The sequence below is a fragment of the Methanocalculus chunghsingensis genome (genome assembly GCF_018132105.1).
In the GTDB taxonomy this organism is placed as follows: domain Archaea; phylum Halobacteriota; class Methanomicrobia; order Methanomicrobiales; family Methanocorpusculaceae; genus Methanocalculus; species Methanocalculus chunghsingensis.
In genome coordinates this window covers 133544-153747 of record NZ_JWHL01000001.1, presented here as the reverse complement: position 1 = coordinate 153747, position 20204 = coordinate 133544, and the positions used below count along the sequence as shown (strand labels likewise).

The 20204-nt window shown below is 49.7% G+C and carries 20 protein-coding genes and 1 tRNA gene; 8 read left to right on the top strand and 13 right to left on the bottom strand.

Features of this window, described 5'->3' with window-relative positions:
• The first annotated feature begins 99 nt into the window (after positions 1-99).
• Entirely contained in the window at positions 100-1566 is a 1467-nt protein-coding gene (gene tes / locus RJ53_RS00815; protein WP_211529704.1) for a tetraether lipid synthase Tes, read from the top strand.
• Between the two features lie 10 nt (positions 1567-1576).
• Positions 1577-2368 carry an ATP-grasp domain-containing protein gene (locus RJ53_RS00810; RefSeq protein WP_211529703.1) on the top strand — a complete coding sequence of 264 codons (792 nt, stop codon included), beginning with the start codon at positions 1577-1579 and terminating at the stop codon, positions 2366-2368.
• 31 nt (positions 2369-2399) lie between these two features.
• On the opposite strand, the gene RJ53_RS00805 is transcribed toward RJ53_RS00810, so the two are convergent.
• From RJ53_RS00805 to RJ53_RS00765, 9 genes are all read right to left on the bottom strand, one after another.
• Complete coding sequence (locus tag RJ53_RS00805; RefSeq protein WP_211529702.1) at positions 2400-2684, bottom strand: UPF0058 family protein; 285 nt, start codon at positions 2682-2684, stop codon at positions 2400-2402.
• Positions 2685-2758: 74 nt separating this feature from the next.
• The gene (dnaG, locus tag RJ53_RS00800) at positions 2759-4003 is read right to left on the bottom strand and encodes a DNA primase DnaG (RefSeq protein WP_211529701.1); all 1245 of its coding nucleotides are present in this window, start codon (positions 4001-4003) and stop codon (positions 2759-2761) included.
• A gap of 136 nt (positions 4004-4139) precedes the next feature.
• The gene (locus tag RJ53_RS00795) at positions 4140-4529 is read right to left on the bottom strand and encodes a DUF167 domain-containing protein (protein WP_246495910.1); all 390 of its coding nucleotides are present in this window, start codon (positions 4527-4529) and stop codon (positions 4140-4142) included.
• A gap of 115 nt (positions 4530-4644) precedes the next feature.
• Positions 4645-5907, bottom strand: coding sequence for an amidohydrolase family protein (locus RJ53_RS00790; protein WP_211529700.1), 1263 nt, complete (start codon positions 5905-5907; stop codon positions 4645-4647).
• Positions 5901-6896 carry a hydrogenase expression/formation protein HypE gene (hypE, locus tag RJ53_RS00785; protein ID WP_211529832.1) on the bottom strand — a complete coding sequence of 332 codons (996 nt, stop codon included), beginning with the start codon at positions 6894-6896 and terminating at the stop codon, positions 5901-5903. Before hypE ends, RJ53_RS00790 begins: the two co-directional genes overlap by 7 nt.
• 1 nt (position 6897) lies before the next feature.
• Complete coding sequence (locus tag RJ53_RS00780; RefSeq protein WP_211529699.1) at positions 6898-7236, bottom strand: hydrogenase maturation nickel metallochaperone HypA/HybF; 339 nt, start codon at positions 7234-7236, stop codon at positions 6898-6900.
• Positions 7236-7460 (bottom strand): HypC/HybG/HupF family hydrogenase formation chaperone, encoded by a 225-nt coding sequence (locus RJ53_RS00775; protein WP_211529698.1) that lies wholly within the window; start codon positions 7458-7460, stop codon positions 7236-7238. Before RJ53_RS00775 ends, RJ53_RS00780 begins: the two co-directional genes overlap by 1 nt.
• Positions 7461-7544: 84 nt before the next feature.
• Positions 7545-7630: transfer RNA gene (locus RJ53_RS00770), tRNA-Ser, on the bottom strand.
• Between the two features lie 33 nt (positions 7631-7663).
• Positions 7664-8764: a hypothetical protein gene (locus RJ53_RS00765; protein ID WP_211529697.1), complete on the bottom strand. Its 1101-nt coding sequence runs from the start codon at positions 8762-8764 to the stop codon at positions 7664-7666.
• Positions 8765-8793: 29 nt separating this feature from the next.
• Here RJ53_RS00765 and RJ53_RS00760 point away from each other — a divergent pair, with 29 nt between their 5' ends.
• Positions 8794-9780 carry an archaeosine biosynthesis radical SAM protein RaSEA gene (locus tag RJ53_RS00760; RefSeq protein WP_211529696.1) on the top strand — a complete coding sequence of 329 codons (987 nt, stop codon included), beginning with the start codon at positions 8794-8796 and terminating at the stop codon, positions 9778-9780.
• Here the strand turns inward: RJ53_RS00760 and RJ53_RS00755 are convergent.
• Genes RJ53_RS00755 through RJ53_RS00745 form a run of 3 tightly spaced genes read right to left on the bottom strand, consistent with a single transcriptional unit; the run spans position 9770 to position 12641 of the window.
• On the bottom strand, positions 9770-10999 hold the full coding sequence (locus RJ53_RS00755) for an ornithine cyclodeaminase (protein WP_211529695.1): 1230 nt from the start codon (positions 10997-10999) through the stop codon (positions 9770-9772). The two genes, RJ53_RS00760 and RJ53_RS00755, sit on opposite strands and share 11 nt — an antisense overlap.
• Positions 11000-11049: 50 nt before the next feature.
• The gene (locus tag RJ53_RS00750; RefSeq protein WP_211529694.1) at positions 11050-11649 is read right to left on the bottom strand and encodes an NTP transferase domain-containing protein; all 600 of its coding nucleotides are present in this window, start codon (positions 11647-11649) and stop codon (positions 11050-11052) included.
• On the bottom strand, positions 11637-12641 hold the full coding sequence (locus RJ53_RS00745) for a pyridoxal phosphate-dependent aminotransferase (protein WP_211529693.1): 1005 nt from the start codon (positions 12639-12641) through the stop codon (positions 11637-11639). Before RJ53_RS00745 ends, RJ53_RS00750 begins: the two co-directional genes overlap by 13 nt.
• A gap of 248 nt (positions 12642-12889) precedes the next feature.
• Between RJ53_RS00745 and RJ53_RS00740 the strand changes: the two genes are divergently transcribed.
• From RJ53_RS00740 to RJ53_RS00720, 5 genes are all read left to right on the top strand, one after another.
• Positions 12890-13084: a ribbon-helix-helix domain-containing protein gene (locus RJ53_RS00740; RefSeq protein WP_211529692.1), complete on the top strand. Its 195-nt coding sequence runs from the start codon at positions 12890-12892 to the stop codon at positions 13082-13084.
• 1 nt (position 13085) lies between these two features.
• On the top strand, positions 13086-14225 hold the full coding sequence (gene ftsZ / locus RJ53_RS00735; RefSeq protein ID WP_211529691.1) for a cell division protein FtsZ: 1140 nt from the start codon (positions 13086-13088) through the stop codon (positions 14223-14225).
• A gap of 309 nt (positions 14226-14534) precedes the next feature.
• A complete protein-coding gene (locus RJ53_RS00730) occupies positions 14535-15395 on the top strand; it encodes a coiled-coil protein (RefSeq protein WP_211529690.1) in 861 nt (286 codons plus the stop codon).
• Between the two features lie 117 nt (positions 15396-15512).
• A complete protein-coding gene (locus tag RJ53_RS00725) occupies positions 15513-16637 on the top strand; it encodes a DUF373 family protein (protein WP_211529689.1) in 1125 nt (374 codons plus the stop codon).
• Positions 16638-16712: 75 nt separating this feature from the next.
• Positions 16713-16898, top strand: a complete 186-nt coding sequence (locus tag RJ53_RS00720; RefSeq protein WP_211529688.1) for a tautomerase family protein — start codon at positions 16713-16715, stop codon at positions 16896-16898.
• 60 nt (positions 16899-16958) lie between these two features.
• On the opposite strand, the gene xerA is transcribed toward RJ53_RS00720, so the two are convergent.
• On the bottom strand, positions 16959-17837 hold the full coding sequence (xerA, locus tag RJ53_RS00715; protein ID WP_211529687.1) for a site-specific tyrosine recombinase/integron integrase: 879 nt from the start codon (positions 17835-17837) through the stop codon (positions 16959-16961).
• Positions 17838-20204 lie beyond the last annotated feature (2367 nt).

Below are 20204 nucleotides of genomic sequence, written 5' to 3'. Positions count from 1 at the left end.
AATCGATACTGATACTGCTCATATACCAAGTACTATGGTGGAAGGTTTAAAAATACTGTATCCCATACTACATTGCAGAGACGTACCGGTGATAGAAAAATGAAGATAAAAAGAACAAAAAGCATCTGCCCTGTCTGCAGAGTGGTGATTGATGCAGATCTCATTGAAGAGGACAATGCGATCTGGATTCACCGTATCTGTCCGGAACATGGCCCCTTCAGGTCGCTCTACTGGTCTGATGCCCAAATGTTTCGCCGGTTTGATACGTATAATACCATCGGAGAGGGAATAACCACTACAAAAGAGCCGGAAGAGAGCAAAGGGTGCCCTCTCGACTGTGGCATCTGTGAAAAACACCACTCAGGAACACTTCTTGCCAATGTTGATCTTACAAACCGATGTAATCTGAACTGTGACTTTTGTTTTGCAAATGCACGCGCGTGTGGTTTTATCTATGAGCCGACATTTGACGAGATCATTGCAATATTCCGTCGCCTCAGAGATCAGAAACCCGTTCCCCCCCCAGCCGTTCAGTTATCCGGAGGAGAACCAACGATGCGTGAAGATCTCCCTGAGATCATCAGAATGGCCAAGGAACTGGGATTCAAACAGGTTCAGGTCGCAACAAACGGCATCAAACTCGCACAGGATGAATTCCTTGCCGGGAAACTGAAACGAGCCGGAGTTTCAACGATATACCTCCACTTTGATGGGGTTACCAGGGAGACAAATCCCCTTCTTCTGATAAGTAAAAAAGCAATCGGGAACTGCCGAAGAGAAAAGATCGGTGTGGTGCTCGTCCCCACAATAATCGGCGGGAAAAATGACCATGAGGCTGGTGCAATTATCAGATTTGCCGCCGAAAACGTTGATGTTATTCGAGGGGTAAATTTCCAGCCTGTTGCATTTACCGGTGCCGCAACCGATGAGAAGATGCTGAAGGAACGTATTACCATACCTGACCTCCTCCATGATATTGAGGATCAGACCGAAGGTATCCTGAAAGCTCGTGACTTCTATCCAATCCCCTGCGTCGGGCCGATCATTGACCTGGTGAAGGCATATACAGATCGTCCACAGATACAGTTTACCGCTCACCCTCATTGTGGCGCAGCCACATACCTCTTTGTCACTGAAAATGAAATGGTTCCTGTCAACAGAATGGTTGATGTAGACAGGTTCTTCTCATCCATTGAGATGATTTCTGACAATATGAAGAAGGGAGGTTGTATCAACAAATACCGTGCACTTCTAGAAGGGGTCAGGAATTTGAAGGAATCCCTGAATCAGGATAGCAACTTTAAAATTGATTTCCATGGACTTATTGCAGATGCACTGATCCATCAGAACTTCGATGCACTTCGGAAGTTCCACTGGAATGCACTCTTCATCGGCACGATGCATTTCATGGACAATCATAATTATGATCTTGACAGAGTGAGCCGTTGCTGTATCCATTATGCCACTCCGGATGGCAGGATCATCCCCTTCTGCACATACAACAGCGGTCCTGTCTGGCGTGAAGAGGTCTGGAAAAAACACGCATTGCCCTTAAATAACGACTGAGTAGAAGACAATGATTCGAATTGTTCCAAAACCGACTGATACCCAGGATGACAACTCCACGCAGATGGTCATTAACGCTCTTGAAGCTATGGGCGCAGAATATGAGATCCTCTTATTACGGGATCTGGACCCTTTCTCAATCAAATACAGAAATGATCTCATCTGGATCTGTGGAATCCGTCAGGACGGTGTCGAGTTTGAACTCATAAAGGCCCTTGCATTGAAAAACCGACTTGTCAACACACCGGAAGCGATTGCAACCTGTGCGAGCAAGGTACTCACCTCAGCCCTCCTCACACACCATGATGTGCCAACCCCAGAGACGCTTTTTACCGCATCCAGGCAACATGTCGATACATTTCTCCAGAGACATGGAAAAGCCGTCTATAAGCCAGTGTACGGGTTTGACGGGGATGGCATCTTTCTCTTCTCTGATATTGGGGATCTCGCAGATCCACCTTACTATGTTCAGGAATATATCAGAAATGATCGGGATTTCCGTATCTTTGTGATAGGATACAAAGCAGCGGGTGCTATTTACCGGCAATCCCCGCACCTGACCCATAATATTCATCAGGGAGGAGTTGGCACTCCGGTTGAGATAGATAGCAGGATGCGGGAGATTGCAGAGGCTGCAGCCCGGGCAGTCCAAATAGATTATTGTGGTGTCGATCTCCTCAAAACTGAAGACGGCTATACCGTCCTGGAGGTAAACGGAACACCAAACTGGCATTGTATGGCTGCTCCAATACCAGAGCTCCTTGCAGAATATTTGGTTTCAGAAGAGAATAAAATGAGATAGAAGAGTTACCACCGCTCACCAGACCGGTTGCTCATTGAGCACACTCAATCTCTTTTAATGTCCGCTCAGCAAGCTCTTTCATTCGCGTTGAAATCCGGCCTGAAGAGGCAAAATCAACATCACTCATAGCATTTGCTAATTCGGTAGCAAGGATAAAGATGGCATATTTATGTTCAAGTTTACTCTTATGAACATGTGAGGGGTTGATCTTAAGAGCATTATAATCCGAGAATTGTATTTCCTTATGGAGCTCTTCGAAGTGCATTTTAATTTCAGACAACATCTGATGGAGGGCGATCAACTCATCTTTGTGCATACATGTCACCAGGTAGTACGGTGGGGATGCTAAAAATAAAAGCCTATGGATCAAAAAAAAAGATTTAAATAGTTCTATATTTTTACCATACGTACTGTTGCAGGTCTCTTGACGATCCCGGAGAATTCCCGGGCAGCTATAAACTCAAGACCTTTCTCTGCTGCAAGATCAAGAATTCGCTGATTGACCGGCTGATCGATGATTATCCCGGCAGTCTCCCCACTCAACTCTTCAAGAATTTCTTTGTACGCCTCAAGAGGATAATCACCAAGAGTGGAGAAATCCGGTGAAAGAACCCGTAAGAGCCCGCTTCCCTTTATCGCCCTGATATGGCCGCCAAGGCTTGAAAGACCATTGCCCGCCTCATCAGAGGGACTGAAAAGGAGTGATGGATCATCAGACTCCTGAACAGGCGGAGATTCCGGGGGGAGCGGGGGATCCGGATAGAGAGTCGGACGAATATCCTGGTTTGATCCGTTTCGCCGTGCCTCCCGCTCAATATTATCGCGAACATACTCAACCGGAACCTTGTTCCGCAGAGCCTTGACGATCTCTTTCCTGCTGAGATCCTCAACGCTCTTTCCCCGTGGCGGATACGCGACAAAGTCAATATCTGCTATCTGAAGAAGCTCCCTGAGGATCAGCTCTCCTCCACGATCCCCGTCCAGAAAGACGGTTGCTGTCTTCTTTTCACAGAGAGAGACGACGATATCCGGTACATTTGTTCCCTCAACCGCGACACTGTTCTTAATTCCGTACCGCAAGAGATTCAGGACATCCGCACGACCCTCAACAATGATGATCGCATCAGAGTCTTCGACATTCGGACCCGCCGGTACACGATCATCGCCAATAAGACGAATCTTCTCAATCCGTATCGATTCGCGTACCTCATCAAGGAGATCCTGGGAATCAATTGAGTCTTCATCAAAGGCATCAAGGAGAAGCTCCTTTGCCCGTTCAATGATCTTCTTTCGTTTGGCAACCCTGATATCCTCGATACACTCCACGCGGACATGAGATACACAGGGGCCAACCCTGTCGATCGTCTCAAGTGATGCAGCCAGAATAGCAGTCTCTGCCCTGTCCAGAGAAGAAGCTATGAAGATATCACCAGTGGTCTCTCCCCTCCTGCTGATTATCTGGACATCAATCCGTCCGACTCGTCCGGTCCTCTGGAGATCCCGGAGATCGAGGTCTTCGCCGAGCAACCCTTCAGTCTGGCCAAATATGGCACCGACTACATCGGGTTTTTCGACCACCCCCTCTGTTTCAAGATGAATGTGAATAAGATACTTAGTCGTATCAGGTGAATACATGGAATCGCACCCCCATCGATCATGCTCTTATTTGTCTGCCTGATCATAGGTGATATCTATAAAGAGTTACGATTACTTAAAGTAACCCGTAAAGATAAATCAAATATATATTTTAAACAATCCAAAATAATAAATATCATTCAAAGAGTGGATCGAGAGTATGTATACAGTCGGAGAGACTCAATCCATCGATGCGGATCACCTTCCTGTTTGAGTGATGTCCGGAAACAATACTGATCGATGAGCGTGGTACCCCCATCACATCTGCTATAAGAAGGATGATCGCGGCATTGGCTCTGCCATCGACGGGTGGGGCTGTAATGGTGATCCCAATTGTTCCTCGCCAACAATTATATCCCGACGGGAAAAGATTCTCCCGTCCACCAGCCTGCACTTCACAGCTGATATGTAGACCGGAACCGACCTTGCGGATTGCATCGGTAAAAGAGGGCATACTCATCTGAGGGTAGGTGTCGCCCGGTGATAACTGATAGAGGTCATCGGTGGCTTCTGCCGTCCCTCCCATATCAAACCCGTCACCGGGCGGTGCCTGTCGCGCAGACGGGTTGTCCCGTGGCTCATCTCATGACGTACGTCACATTGATCACCCGGGGACCTATGAATGCGCATATATTGGCACACTATTGTATTTGTTCTCCCACCTGATAACCCCTCCCTGCGAGATAGCGGCCGGGGATACCTGCGTACTCTGAGTGATAGTACGCAACCTCCCCATACTGAATGACCAGTTCGGGAAAGACCCCGACCATTCCCTCATATGGTGTCCACCCACACCGTGAATGGAGGTTCTCCGATCTGATCGACTCCGCCTGCATCGGATAGAAGGCAAAGTCATGCCGTTGATCCGGTGCAAAACCGGCAGGCAGGATGCCCAGAACCCTGCATGGGGCGACAGAGGTCTTTTCAATAACAGAAGAGAGCGTAATGGTTCCTTTTCGCACCTCATTCATCAGGAGGGGGAGCATCGTCTCGACACCCGGCAGGCCGGACGGGGCATCCGCAAACGCTACCGCCTTCTCCCCTCTCGTATGAGGGGCATGATCCGAGGCGATGATGTCGATGGAGTCCCATGCAGCGAAGAGAGCCTGCCGCTCTGACTCGGGGCGCAGAGGGGGATTCACCCTTGCGAAGGTATCATCAGGAGTAAACTGTTCGATCGAGAGGAAGAGGTGATGGGGCGTCACCTCCTTTGATCCCGGAGCCACCGGGAGAGAGGCGGGTGAACTGATGTGACAGATATGAGGCCTCATCCCCGGGGGAAGGATATCCCGTATCAGCTGAAGCGACCTGACTTCCCCCTCGGGGGATCGTATATGATGGTGAGCGAGAAGTGAGTCCGGAGTACCGGGGCTTACCTCCTCTGCATGAATTGTTGCAGGTGCCCCAAAGGCATGAACCTCATGGAGGGCCTGCTTCAGTTCCTCCAGTGTCAGTGCATCACCATAGCTGGAAGGTGCAGCGAAGATTTCACCAAAGGCCATCGCTCCCGCCCTCCAGAGGGGGAGCGGATCAACACCGGGAGATATACCGCCATTGATAGCAAAAGAGCAGAGGGAATCTTTCTTCGCTTCCCGAACCCGTTCTAAGTACCGTTCCTGATTCAGAAGAGGTGGAATGGTGTTTGGCTGATCCACAACCATCGTGACACCACCTGCAAGGGCGGCCATCGAACCGGTTCGCCAGTCCTCCTTGGCAGACTGGCTTCCGCCCCGCATGTGGACATGAATATCGGTTGCAGCCGGAATACAGAGGAGGCCGGTACAGTCAATCTCCTGATCTGATCTGCCGGCACTGCCGATATGCACCAGTCTTGCATTCTGAAAAGAGAGATCAGCCACCCTCCCCTCAGGGAGGGTGGCGTTCCTGAGGACGAGATCTAACATACCCGTGGTACCGGATCACCAAGTGGCGGCTCAATGAACCGCTCACCGCCGATGCTCGTCCTCATAATAACATCAGAACCTGTGACGACCTCACCGATGATCGATGCGTCACGACCGAGAGGATGAGATCTGATGGCAGCGAGCACGGCCTCTGCATCCGCTGCGGGAACGCCCATCACGACCTTCCCCTCATTTGCAACCTGAAGTGGGTCGATACCCATAAGCTCGCCTGCAGAGCGGACACTCTGACGAATCGGTACCTGCTCTTCATCAAGGAGGATAGAAACGCCACTCTTTCGTGCCATCTCATTGATGGCAGCGGCAAATCCGCCACGTGTCGGATCCTTCATTGCATGGATCTCACCAGCGCGGAGTGCGAGATCCACCATTCCCCAGACAGGTGCCACGTCGGACCTGAGCTGATCACCGAGATCAAACCCTTCACGATATGCCAGAATGGAGATACCATGATCACCGAGGGTTCCGGAGACGATGATCTGATCGCCCTCTCTCAGACCACTGTCACGTACTGGCCGGTCTGCAATACCGATCCCGGCCGTATTGATAATAATACCATCGAGGGAGCCCCGCTCAACAACTTTCGTATCCCCGGTCACGATTGCTGCCCCTGCCTCTTCGAGGGCCTGATCCATGGAGGCGACGATTCGGGCAAGACCGGAAATCTCAAACCCTTCCTCAATTATCATAGCAGAGGTGAGGGCGATGGGCCGTGCGCCCATCACTGCTAGATCATTAATCGTTCCGCAGACAGAGATCCTGCCGATATCACCGCCAGGGAAGAAGATCGGACGGACAACATGCGAGTCAGTTGTCAGTACAATATTTGTCCCATTAACCGGAATAACTGCGCCATCATCAAGTGACTCAAGGCCCAGGCCACCTGCATTATTATTTTTAAAGGCGGTGAGCGTCTTCAGGAGCTCCCCCATCACCTCTCCGCCAGCTCCATGCATCAGATTGACATTCAATTTACTCACCATTGTCTATCTCGATATTCTTCACAACGATCTCTTTTCCAGAGACGATCGTAGGAAGTGTTCCACACTCCGGGCAGACATAAATCTCACTCCCTTCATAACCGCAGGAGCAGTGTGTACGGGGAGGGACTTTTTCATAGACGAGTTCTGCACCAGAAAGAAGCGGGTCATCCTCTGCTATGGCACCAAAGAGAAAACAGACCTGTTCTGGATTGATCATCGCCATCTCGCCAAACGATACGGTAATTCGGCGAACAACAGTCGCATTATGATCAAGAGCTGTTCTTCTGGCCGTCGCATAGATGTCGTATGCTATGCTATATTCATGCATCAGGATCCCATAGCCTCATAGACCTGCCGGAACAGTTCACGAGTTTCAAGCCCCTCCTCACGGGAGAGCCGCTGGATGGCAAAACCGACATGGACAAGGACGAACTCACCCACTTTGACATCAACGAGATCCAGCCGCACTTCATGCTGAAGATCACCAAAGTCAACCAGGCCAAGGTTTCCGTCACGAATCTCTATTACTTCTGCAGGCACTGCGATACACATGATTTGTCACGTATACTTCTTTTGTATCTGAGAAGGGATAAAGAGAACGAATGTGACCAGATGTTGGAGAAGAGATTGTGAAAATGGCGCCGGGGGAGAGATTTGAACTCCCGAGGTGAGACACCAGTGGCTTTCAAGGCCACCGCCTTTCCGGACTAGACTACCCCGGCCTACTTACATATATGCTGTGATGAAATAAGAGATTATGGTTTCTTCGCCACCACGAAGAGGATTATCGCAAGAGCAAAAAATGGCACAATAATCGATACAGGAGCCTCTTCTTCTGGAACGAAGTCCGATTCCGGGATATCTTCAAACCTGGCAGTGATGGTATCGCTGACTGAAAGGGACGCGACGTTCTCACCATACAGGAAGACCCGCTCAGAGTCAGGACCTGTCGGGTATATTCTGATGTAGATGGTGCCTCCAGATCCCTCAAAGCTGACACTCTCAGCCCGATCCGGACCGAACGTGTTGACGATATGCATCCTACCGGATTCATCGATATATTCAACAACCCAGTCTACCCCCCGCGAGGTGCTGAGAGTCACCGGGCCCCTCTGCGTCCTGACTTCAAAGTACGCGGGATTCTCACGTGAGGAGGATGCGCTGGCTGAAAGAACCCCGCCTGAAACCGGCGGGCTCGTCGGCACCGGGGTCACGACCGTCTCCTGATAGGCATCGTATCGAAGAGTCCCAATCAGCCCCCTCCGATCCGAGATCCGTGCGGTATATATCCCACCCTCATTGATCATAATAGTCCTTGAGAACCTCCCCTGACTGTCAGTTGCAATCCATTCAGGTCCAAAGACGGTTCCTGGAGGTCCTGTGACAAGCAGCTCAACCCCGTCAGTACCGAGATCCTGCACAGTCCCGGCAACAGTGAGCCGCCCGGTGTACTCCTGTGAAAGGGGCGAGCCCGCCCTCAGAAGAAGGCTGCGATCAATAAGATTGAGGATAAACCAGTTGCGCCCGGATCCAAGAGGATAATTCGGGTTCTGTCGTATCTCAAACCGGTACGGACCCTCCCGCAGTCCCGTCGTCTCAAAAGGAACTGAGAAGTAACCATCAGACTGGATCACAAAAGGAATTTCCCGCGAGTAACTTACCGGACCGCTGATATGCAGGGTCATGGAGATGCCGGGAGGGATATTCGGCGAAACTCCCTCCAGAATGAATGTTTCTCCGACATATCTCGTTATACTACCGGAGTCTCTCGGCTCACCAATAAATTGAAAAGAGTAGGCCGAAACACTCGTGACACAGAGCATAAGCAGGATGACCATGAGTGCGATCTTTTTCATGATCGAGATATCATCAGTATGTGGTGTTAATGGTATCCCGTGGAGAAGAAAAACCGCTTGCCTCATGGATGGGAGAAGACCTCATCGGGGGCGAGATCAGAAAGACACTCACCATCATCCTGCGATCCGGCGGATGCAGTTTTAACAGGTGCAGGATGTGCGGATACCGTTTCGAACGGTACCCGGCGATGACTGAAGAAGAGCTCACCAGCCGGATGCTCGCCCAGATTCAGTGGATCGAAGATAATTATCGATCCGATTCATACGACCTTGTCAAGATATTCACATCAGGCAGTTTCTTTGATCCGGTGGAAGTACCTTCTGAAGTACGAAACCGCCTCGGCGCTCTCATCAGGGGAAAGATTGTCATTGCTGAGACCAGGCCGGAGTACGTTACAAATGATGTGGTACGATCGTTTCTTGATCGAATCGATAACGGCAGTCATGAGATGCCCCTCTATGTTGCAATGGGCCTCGAAACGACGAATGACAGCATCAGAGAGAAATCTATCGATAAAGGATTCACCTTTGCCGATTTCATCAGCGCAACCACCATCGCCCGGGATGCGGGAGTCGGCGTCAAGGCATATCTTATGTTAAAGCCGCTCTTTCTGACCGAGAGTGAGGCTGTCGCTGATATGAAGACCTCCATTACCGAGGCTGCACCCTATGCTGATCTTATTTCAATGAACCTCTGTACGGTCCAAAGGAGAACGGAGCTTGAATACCTCTGGAAAAAAGGAGCATACCGCCCCCCCTATCTCTGGAGTGCACTTGAAATACTCCTCTCAACCGATGAGAAGGTCAGTTGTGACCCGGTCGGGGGAGGGTATATCCGGGGACCACACAACTGCGGGGACTGTGATCGGGATATTAAGAAGGCGATCGATGAGTATTCGCTCAGCTTTGATCGTGATCTGATCAGAAGAGCATTTGAAAAAGAGTGCGGATGCAGGGAAGAATGGCAGTATATCAGAGAGCATGAGATGCCCTGGTGTATGCCACTCACCCGTTAATATTTTGACTGAGTGCTGCGAGGAGAGCCGGTATGAATGTGCCGGCATCTGAAACGACGCCTATCGCCTGAGTCGTTCCCCTGTCCATCAGTTTTGTTACCGATGCCGGGTTGATATCAACACATATCGTCTTCACATAGGACGGAAGGCAGTTTCCTACTGCCACCGAGTGAAGAAGCGTCCCAATCATCAGTACCATCCCACAATCCTCCAGATGCTCGCGCATCCGATCCTGTGCCTCAACAGTATCGGTGATCACATCAGGGAGCGGGCCGTCATCCCGGATTGATCCTGCGAGAATATAGGGGATCCCTGCCTTGACACACTCGTACATGATACCACCGGTGATGACGTGCTTCTCGACAGCGGCAGCGATTGAACCTGCACGCATCACCTCACTGATGGCATAGATGTGATGCTTATGGCCACCAGTGATAAGCTCGCCGGTTTTCAGGTTCATACCAAGAGAGGTACCAAAGAGATTGTACTCAATATCATGAGTGGCAAGTGCATTTCCGCTGAAGAGAATGTCGATGTACCCCTCGCGGATCAATGTGGCAAGCGCATCACCAGCCCCGGTATGAACGATAGCGGGACCTCCGACAAGGCCGACCTTCAGGCCTGCAGCTTTGACTTTCAGAAGTTCCTTTGCTATCTTTCTGACGATCGTAGCACTTGGTCGTTCGGAAGAGACCTGACCGTGCATGAACTCAAACATACCGGTTTCACGTGGCCGCTCCGGATAGACGACTCTGACACCTTCCTCACCAATGACAACAGAATCCCCTTTCTTTAGTCTTGACAGTGGTGTGCAGAAGGCGCGCCCGGTCACCTCGTCTACGACAATTGTACAGTCCATCTCGATATGCTCAACAGGGATCCATTCATCCCGGTACCGAACAGAGGTCGGATGGTTCGTCGTCGAGTAGAATCCTTTCGGAACGACACGATCAGCTTCTGCAGGCATCAGCCTGACATTATCCAGATCAATCAGCCGGGCACCATACCGGTGAAGCTCACTTGTTATTGACTGAAGCTGCTCTTCCGAATCCGCTCTAATCTGAAGCCGGGCATAACTGGGATCTCTTTTCTTTTTCCCCACCTCAAAGGTGATGATCTCAAAATCGCCGCCCATATCCATGACACGATCAAATACCCGTGTCATAATCCCCGAATCGATGATATGACCTTCGAGTTCTATCTCCCGTGAATGGTCCATATCTAGTACTCAGCAGGTTTCGTTAAATAGTACACGAGGGGGGAAAGCAGTCAAAAAAATACTGATTGAAAGTGATTTTCGAGGAGGGCAAGCTCTGATCGTGTATTAACATTAAATACAAGCTTCTTTTCATGGAGGAGAAGGCAAAGCTCTTCCTGAACCTCTCCAATCTTTGATCCCTGTAATATATTGACCCCGACAGGGCTCGAAGGGACGCCTTCTATCTCAAACTGGTAGCGCGGTTCTGTGCCGATATCCCGGCAGAGTGAAACAGGAACCCAGGTGGAACAGGCTTCCATCCCGGATCTACAATAGGTCTCATATACCGCGCGGATAATTCCGACCGAGATACAGGGAATATCCGAGACGGATGTAAAGACCGGCCCCTCCTCCTCCAAGAGCCTTACAGCATACATGAGATCTTCCACGTAGCCACCCCCATCTGCGACGATGAAAGGAATGGAATGTACACGGCACCAGTTGCGTGTGTACGGCGTCTTTGAGGATAAGACAACGACAGGACTGAACCCCGCAGATGAAAATGCATCAATCACCCACTGGATCATCGGTCTGCCGGCAATGCAGACGAGTGGTTTTTCACCCATTCCAAGGCGGGATCCCACCCCCCCCGCCATAATCAGTGCATGCATGCAGATAATGCCTCAATAAGTACAGTGTTCTCTTCATGACGTCGGACGGCGATCCGGATCGACTGGGGAAGGCCAAAAGAAGTGCAGTCCCGAACAAGGACGCCTGCCTTGAGGAGGGCATGCTGAAGTTCGCCGGCATCCCTGCCGGTATCAACAAGAAGATAATTCACCGAGGACGGGTGGCAGAAGAGACCAAGGGATCGTATCGATCCAGAAAGAAAAGCTCTCTCCTCTGCGATAAGCCTTCGTGAACGTTCAAGATCAGGAAGATGGCGCAAGGCTTCAATTGCATATGTTTCCGCATATCGGTTAACCGTCCATGGCGGACGGGCAGTCTCGATAGCCTCGATTGTTTCAGGATCTGAAAACCCAAATCCGAATCTGATTCCAGGAACAGAGAATGCTTTTGTGAGGGATCTGAGGATAAAAAGATCGGAATCACGATGATCCGACATACTCTCATCCGGATCAGCGAGATCGATGAATGCCTCATCAAGAAACAGGCGTGAGCCAGCCTCTTTACAGTCATGGAGGATACTTCGAACATCCTCTCTCTGAAGCAGCTTTCCTGTCGGGTTATTGGGGTTGCAGAGATATCGAACTGTGGCATCTTCAGGCTCTTTGACCAGCTTTCCACCAGCAAGGAGAACGGACTGGGCATACTCCCCAAAGGTAGGTGACTCGATCAATGCTCCAGATCCGGGTGAAAGAAAAACCTGGGCATAGATCCTGATCAGTTCAATTGATCCATTACCCACCGCTATCTCTGAGGGATCACGCGAGAAGGCAGATCCGATCGCTTCTTTCAGTTCAATGTAGGTATCATCAGGATAATCCAGAATATCACATAACTCAGGCTTCCAGTCTATAGAGGGGGGATATGGGTTCATGCTGGCACTGAAGTCGATGAGATCCTCTCCCGCTCCATCTGCACGAAGTCGTCGGATAACCCCTCCATGCCTCTGTTTCAGTGGTAGCCTCTGTGGTTTCATCGGAATAATCACCCGTTAATATAAAAAATTAAAGAGAAAGTCACTGGATAATACGTAAGATTGTTGGTATGGATTCTAATAAAACAGTTCTGAAAAGCCACGTAATTCCTCGCTCAGATCAAATTCATAAACTATATATGCAGTTGCGATATATCTAAAACCATCTGATTCCTTCATCAGACAAATGTACACTAAATGTCGGACATATGTCATAGCAATATATGACATATGTCTGACAGAGGTGAAAGATGGACAGGATCACCATTCGATTACCCAGGCAACAGGTCGAAATGCTGGAAAAACTTGTTTCAGCAGGCGAATTCCCAACAGTATCAGAAGCGGTACGATATGCAGTGCGGGAGCTCTTATCAAGACATGGAGATCGGGTAATGCGGGAGAGCGATCAGGTCACATCGTTTAATATTGAGAGAGAGGGGTTATAAGATGCAGACGATAATTAATGAAGCTCTTAAAAATGCAGAAATTGAAAAAGACCGTGTAAAATCATCAATTATTGATGATGATGAGATGCTTGGCAACCCGCGGATTGTTATCATCGGCTGCGGTGGCGCCGGTAATAATACCGTCAACAGGCTTCACCATATGCAGGTGGCAGGCGCTGAGACGATCGCTATTAATACCGACAAACAGCACCTCGACATGATTCAGGCGGATAAACGCGTTCTGATCGGCAAATCACTTACAAAAGGTCTGGGAGCTGGAGGATTCCCTGACGTGGGGAAACGCGCAGCAGAGATGGCCCGCCCCACACTTGAGGGGCTCCTCGAATCGGCAGATCTCGTCTTTGTCACTGCAGGTATGGGAGGAGGAACAGGTACCGGATCTGCACCAGTGGTCGCTCAGATTGCAAAGGAACAGGGTGCGATCGTCGTTGCGATGGTCAGCTATCCATTCCAGGTCGAAAAGGCGCGCATGCTCAAAGCCGAGGAGGGGCTTGAAGCCATCCGGAATGCCGCGGACTCTGTTATCGTCCTTGATAACAACAGACTGAAGAATTTTGTTCCAAACCTTCCGCTCGGCCAGGCATTCTCTGTAATGGATCAGCTCATCTCAGAAACGGTAAAGGGGATCAGCGAGACGATTACCGAGCCATCACTCATCAATATTGACTATGCCGACGTGCGGGCAACCATGAGCAAGGGTGGCCTCGCAGTGATGCTCGTTGGAGAGACGAAACAGCAGAATAAAGCAGAAAGTGTCGTCCGCGAATGCCTTGACCACCCGCTCCTCGATATCGACTACCGTGGGGCAACCGGATGTCTCATCCATATCACGGGGGGAAATGACCTCACTCTCCATGATGCAGAGGAGATTGCCAGCCAGTTGACGTATGAGCTTGATCCACATGCCGATGTCATCTGGGGCGCCCGCGTCAGGAACGACTATGAAGGAAAGATTCGTGTCATGGCTATCATGACCGGTGTGCAGAGCCCACAGATTCTCGGAGGCAGACCATTCCTCTCAGCCCAATCAACCGGCAATAGAAAGATGGAGATGCCGCTTCGGACAGCAGGAAGGCGTCCTGACGATCGATCAGGAAGCCTTGTAGACTGGGTAATGTAACCAAAACCTTCACTTTTTTCGGGAAGACCACCGTCAACCCGGCTTTTACGAAATCTTTAATACCACTCTAAGCCATTTCTTATAGAAAGTCGTATCAATACTTCTGGCAGAGGCGAGTGTTCGCACCTAAGAGAAGAGACATGACTTTGGTATCGGAGGTTGAATATGATGATCCACCTGCAGCATCACGTAGGCGCGTTCTTATCTGTTTTTTCTCTCATTAAACCCATACCAAAGTTCGATCTTCATTATGGTTCTCTGAACATCGCCACCAGAAGCAATTGTATCGACATTTGAGGATTGTTGAGCATGTTGAATGATCTCATAGACAAGAGGAAGACTATTCTCGCTGAATCTGAACAGCATAAGGAGCGAAGGAATGAACTCAATGCTCTCGCGAGCCAGTATGCCCGCGAGCGGAATGAGCTGAACAACCAGACGCGCCAGTTTGTTGAGGAGGCTCAGCAGCATAAAGAACTTCGGGATAAGAGCAACAAGGATGTCTCTACCCTGAAGGACCAGCGGAACGAACTCAACGAGAAGGCCAATGTGCTCTTCGAAGAACTTGAAGAGTACAAAAAAGAGCATGGCAACATCAAGAAAGGCCAGGTCAAGGATATCCAGCGGCAGATAGAGTTTCTGGAATTCAAACAGCAGACCGAGGCGATGAGTGCCGACAAAGAGCGCGATCTCGTTGAGAAGATTAAGCAGATGAAACAGCAGGTTCGGGAACAGGAAGCCGAACTTGAGCAGAACAAAGAAATCCGTGGAAAACTGCAGGACGCCAGGGATCTCAGAAAAGCCGCTTCAGACCTCCATATCAAGGTGACGGAGAGTGCCGATCTCGCACAGCAGCACCATGATCTGATGGTAGAATGCTATCGTAAGGCCGATAAGTCACGTGAAGAGGCTGATGCCCGACACCGCGCATTTGTTGAAGCACAGGAATCTGCTGATGCAGAACATAAATCCTTCATCGAGTGTCAGAAGGAACTCCGCGATTATGATAAGGTCATCAGCGGCGTCCGGACGAAGACCAAGAAGGTAAAAACCGTGAAAGAGAATAAGTCCGTCAGGATGGAAGCAGAGAAGATATTCAACTCTTTCAAGAGTGGTGAAAAGCTCACAACTGACGACCTCCTCCTCCTTCAGAGATCAAAACTCATCTAATTTTTTTTGTTTCAGGGAATCCGGTTGGGCACCCCCGGATCACCAGGTTGTGTCAGAGGATTTTCAAAAATTCTGCAAAAATAACCTTATTATCCTTATAGGTTGATCTAATCTGTAATGGAGACGAGAAAGACACTTGTTCTTGCCATAGACCGCGACGATGACATCGGGTATAAAGCTCAGATAGCAAGCCCGATAGTCGGAAGAGAGGCGGCATTGCAGGCAGCAACGAGACTGGGACTCGTCGATCCTGAAGACTCCGATGTAAATGCAATCTTCTCCGCAGTGAAGACCTATGATGACCTCCTGGAAAGAGGAGAAGATGTCGTCATCGCCATTATCGGAGGAGACCATATGAATATGCTGGAGGGGGATCGGCGGATAGGCGATGCCATCACCCAGATCGTCAGACAGACAGGTGTTAATGCCTGTATCCTCGTCTCAGATGGCGCAGAGGATGACTATGTCCTCCCGATCATCCAGTCACGAATTCCTGTAGAGAGTGTACGGCGTGTGATCGTCACGCAGATGCCCAACCTTGAGGGGACATATTACATCCTGAAGAAATTCCTTGATGATCCGAAGATCTCCCGGGTCGTCCTGGTTCCAATCGGCCTTGCGATGCTGCTCTACTCTGCTGCATACCTGGTTGGACGACCCGATATGGCCACCTTCATCGTTGTTGGAGCTGTTGGAACCTATCTCCTCTTCAAGGGTTTTGGAATCGATGAGTTCTTTGGGTACCTCATTTCAAGTCTGCAGCAATCATTTCAGAAGGGAAGTTTCAGCTTTGTGGCCTATATTTCAGCAGCGCTCATCTCCATTGTTGGTATTATCATGGGCCTCACAAGCCTCCTCGTCTATTATCCACTCTCAGAAGAAGCAGGATTACTCCTCTTTATCGCTGCTTTCATATTTGGATCAGTATGGTGGTTTGTCGGGGCAGGGCTTGTTGCGATGGGTGGAAAGATCATCGACTGTATCTTAAATGACCGTGAGAACCTCGGCAGAGTTGTTATCCTCCCCTTCTTCATCGGTGCAATCGGGACGATCATTTATGGGGCAAGCAGTTATCTCCTCTCTATCAGCAATGTTCCCGACTTCCCGATTGCCGCAGATGCAGGTGTCCGCTCCATCATCGCATTCACAGTGATAGGGCTCATCTGTGCACTCCTTGGCCTCTATATCCAGTCTGCAACGATCAGGTGGGTCAAAGACGGGAGGCGGAGCAGAAAGTGGTGAGGAAACAGAGAATAGAGATAGACTGACCCATATCAAATAAAAATACCTTTATCGGTACTCCTCATCTGTATACATATGCCTGTAATAACCATACAGATGGCCGAAGGGCGCTCAACTGAACAGAAACGTGTTGTTGCCTCAAAGATTGCAGAGACGGTTGCTGAGACATTCGGGATTGATGCATCTGCGATCATTATTCTCTTTGAAGAGCTCCCCCGCGATAGTATCGCAAAAGGCGGTGTGCTCCTCTCTGATGGATAAATAAAACCATTTTTAAAGAGAATAGATTTTTTTACGATCAGAGTCGGGAGGCCGGCGACGTCAGTCCAAGGTGGTCGACTCAGATAACGGAAAGTGCTCCTGATAGACCCGGCGACGCTCCTCAAGATCAGTATGCAGGTAGACCTCTGTCGTCTTAATAGAGGAATGACCGAGGTTCTCCTGGACGACCCTGAGGTTCTTTGATCGCCGGTAGAGCTCACTGGCATAGCTATGCCGGATCTTGTGTGGGGTAATGCCGGAAGGGGCGTACTTCCGGAAGATGTGCTGGACCGTTCGTGGGGAGAGAGGAGCACCCTTCTGCCCAACAAAGAGAGGGCCATCTTCCCTGCCTGCAATAAAGGATCTGATGGCATTGAGAGTCTCCGGATCGATGAAGACTGTCCTGATCTTTCCTCCCTTCCCCCGGATCCGAATTGTCTCTTCAGTGAAGTCGATATGCTCGATAGTAATCCCGCAGAGTTCAGAGACCCTGACACCTGTCGAATAGATCGTCCTGATAAGAAGGCGATCTCGCGCATCTTCGATCCGGTGTAAGAGACCGACGACATCATTATGTTTCAGATAGAGCAGTTCCCTATCCTTGATCTTCGGACGATCCACTCCGAGAACCGGGTTGCTCTCGAGCATATTCTGCCCGACAAGGAACGTGAAGAATGAACTCAGGGTAGAGAGGTAGCGGTTCATCGTCGTTGCGGACAGTGTACGCATCGCAGAGGCCTGTGCCAGAAAGTCAGTTATTTCATACCCATCCGTTTCAATAGAGGGATCCTCGTCTCCCACAGCACCGCTGCGATACGCACAAAAGTCCTGAAGCACCCTCCGATAAGTATCCAGCGTCTTTTCTGAGTAGTTTCGCATCGTCAGGTGATTGATATACCGTTGAATCCAGAGAGAGAGCGTGCGCTGGCGGGGGGCCATACAAAGAGTAGGTTCTTCGTAGATTAAAATATTGCGCAGAATTTCCCGAGAATGTACAGGTTCATCCACAGTGCCGAATCAGGGCCAGAAGATCCGAGAAATGATGATAAAGTGCATTTTCATAGATATAGCATCATATGGTTTATAGGTAATATATTTCGTAGATGCACGAACATTCATCCCACCAATAATGCACAAAACAAGGCAATTTTCAGATCATTAACAGGAGAGGATCCGAAGAGCAGAGAAGGAACAACGATATGAACAAACCGGGAACACCGCCCTGAAACCATCAGAATACAAAGACCACGATTCTGCAATCCCAACACGTATGTTTGCGAAATCCAGCGGCTTACGATTACAATTGGAGATCATCGGACCCCTTATAATCAAAGACAGCCGGGCTCAGGACGGAGATGCCGCGTGAGACATCACAAAAGACACAACTCCAACCAGATAACTCACCCCGACCCGAAGAGCAGATATGAAGTCAGGCAACCATTCCCGACAACAGCCCCTGCCAATAAAAAAATCGTCAATCCAAGTCCAGGGAGAATCGTTAAGGAGATCTGACACCCGCTGATAGCGACACCCCCATTTGCACCCATCAGGTAAACATATCACACACCATCTCATCCACATCATTTCTCCACACGCCCAGATCAATGGATCATGTTTTCAACGATCAACACCCGCCTCATCTCGCATCTATAGTATCAGACCGAAAGTTGCCCAGAATGCCAAACAACCACCCAATAACAGGTACCAATAATATCCATCATCGCAGCCGGGAATAATAGAGAGGCATAGCTATCACTGCACCATGATCTCACCTTCACTACGGCAGAACGATCGGAATGATACCCCCAGGTGAAGACCGACCCCGAAGATCGCACTGAACCGAACACAGGATCTGAGGAGAGAACCATACCAGCCCACCCCGCGGATCCAAAAAGATCACCCTCATATCACCCCATATAGCAATGATCTCAGGAAGGGCCCTATGATGATACCTTTTGCACCCAATGATCGATTATATCGACAATATAGCGATCCTTTATATACCCGTCAGCTGATCTGATTCCACAGGAATGACCGATAGCCAGCAAGGACAACCATGGTACAGAGAGATCAACAGACAGAATCTGTCGAAGATACGAAGAGACAGACATGAACTTAAAAAACCATAAGTTAGAGATATTTTGGGAAATTAAACCTAATATAAGCTTAATTTTTCAGTAGAAATTTGTTGTTATTTTTGCGCAGAATAGCAATTCTGCGCAATGTGAGATCAGATCAGGCCTGAGAAACCCAGACCAGCCACATAGATCCCCCGGAATAACGACATCCTCCACACAGAAAACCTGATCACGATCACGCAGTCGGTATCGAACTGAGATCGGAATAATCCATCAGTCACCTGAAGCGTTTCCCCACCATTATTCCACCATAACAAAGTAGCCCGTTCCATTTCAGAACAGATACGACCGAAGCCCCCAATCCGGCCGGACCAGACGTACAGAGAGTGCGATCATCTAAGAGATTTTTATTCTGATGAACAGACACCCCTGAAGGGCTGACGCCCACCACCAGGGCCCTAACCCTCACTACCGCATTTATACGCCCACCTGGGGGCCAGAAGAGATGTGTACGATAATCACACGGGACAGCAGGAGCCCGGACGGCGGTATACGCCCCCACTTATTTCTGGATATTATCCATGAGAGCCACCAGACAGCATACAAATTCCGATGAACGTATCATCCCATGCAATGTAGGATGAGACGGGCAAAAAGAAGGGACGCCATCGGGGTAGAAACCCCCCGATCATGAACACTCCCCACAGTGAACAGCAGGATAGAGCCTTCTGGCCTTGAGCCCTCATTTTTTTATTTCCCTTCTAGGAAAAGATGCCTTGCTGCGAGAATGATGGCAGTGCATCAGATACAACCGAGGGGAACAGGAGGGTGGTTCGTCCACCACTCTTCAAAGACCCTATGAAAACCCGATCATAATCGCTATTCACATTCAGAAGAGACCATCTGATGTGTGAATTTAACAACCCTGTTCCCGCCTGATGATGACATCTTCCGGAAATCCACCATTTCAGAGGATTCTTTTCTGATGATGGGCAGGGCAACCGTATCCAGACGTCCCATGGAAGTACCTGGATGTTTCAGGAATAGAAACTCCCCCCACCATAATCGAATCGAATCAGATAACCACCTCCTCGAATCTGTTGATTGAGCAGAAGATCGGACTACGGGTTGCTTTCCGGCCTGATTCCCCCCATATTTCGTCATGATCGGAGTGCGGTGAACGATACCTGTCAATAGCGTCTTCTTTGAGTCGATGGGGGTCTGATCT

Bases quoted from the DNA above. Each gene is read 5' to 3' on its own strand.
- tes (WP_211529704.1), top strand. From the start codon at position 100: ATGAAGATAAAAAGAACAAAAAGCATCTGCCCTGTCTGCAGAGTGGTG.
- RJ53_RS00810 (WP_211529703.1), top strand. From the start codon at position 1,577: ATGATTCGAATTGTTCCAAAACCGACTGATACCCAGGATGACAACTCC.
- RJ53_RS00805 (WP_211529702.1), bottom strand. From the start codon at position 2,684: ATGCACAAAGATGAGTTGATCGCCCTCCATCAGATGTTGTCTGAAATT.
- dnaG (WP_211529701.1), bottom strand. From the start codon at position 4,003: ATGTATTCACCTGATACGACTAAGTATCTTATTCACATTCATCTTGAA.
- RJ53_RS00795 (WP_246495910.1), bottom strand. From the start codon at position 4,529: ATGGGAGGGACGGCAGAAGCCACCGATGACCTCTATCAGTTATCACCG.
- RJ53_RS00790 (WP_211529700.1), bottom strand. From the start codon at position 5,907: ATGTTAGATCTCGTCCTCAGGAACGCCACCCTCCCTGAGGGGAGGGTG.
- RJ53_RS00780 (WP_211529699.1), bottom strand. From the start codon at position 7,236: ATGCATGAATATAGCATAGCATACGACATCTATGCGACGGCCAGAAGA.
- RJ53_RS00775 (WP_211529698.1), bottom strand. From the start codon at position 7,460: ATGTGTATCGCAGTGCCTGCAGAAGTAATAGAGATTCGTGACGGAAAC.
- RJ53_RS00765 (WP_211529697.1), bottom strand. From the start codon at position 8,764: ATGAAAAAGATCGCACTCATGGTCATCCTGCTTATGCTCTGTGTCACG.
- RJ53_RS00760 (WP_211529696.1), top strand. From the start codon at position 8,794: ATGGTATCCCGTGGAGAAGAAAAACCGCTTGCCTCATGGATGGGAGAA.
- RJ53_RS00755 (WP_211529695.1), bottom strand. From the start codon at position 10,999: ATGGACCATTCACGGGAGATAGAACTCGAAGGTCATATCATCGATTCG.
- RJ53_RS00750 (WP_211529694.1), bottom strand. From the start codon at position 11,649: ATGCATGCACTGATTATGGCGGGGGGGGTGGGATCCCGCCTTGGAATG.
- RJ53_RS00745 (WP_211529693.1), bottom strand. From the start codon at position 12,641: ATGAAACCACAGAGGCTACCACTGAAACAGAGGCATGGAGGGGTTATC.
- RJ53_RS00740 (WP_211529692.1), top strand. From the start codon at position 12,890: ATGGACAGGATCACCATTCGATTACCCAGGCAACAGGTCGAAATGCTG.
- ftsZ (WP_211529691.1), top strand. From the start codon at position 13,086: ATGCAGACGATAATTAATGAAGCTCTTAAAAATGCAGAAATTGAAAAA.
- RJ53_RS00730 (WP_211529690.1), top strand. From the start codon at position 14,535: ATGTTGAATGATCTCATAGACAAGAGGAAGACTATTCTCGCTGAATCT.
- RJ53_RS00725 (WP_211529689.1), top strand. From the start codon at position 15,513: ATGGAGACGAGAAAGACACTTGTTCTTGCCATAGACCGCGACGATGAC.
- RJ53_RS00720 (WP_211529688.1), top strand. From the start codon at position 16,713: ATGCCTGTAATAACCATACAGATGGCCGAAGGGCGCTCAACTGAACAG.
- xerA (WP_211529687.1), bottom strand. From the start codon at position 17,837: ATGGCCCCCCGCCAGCGCACGCTCTCTCTCTGGATTCAACGGTATATC.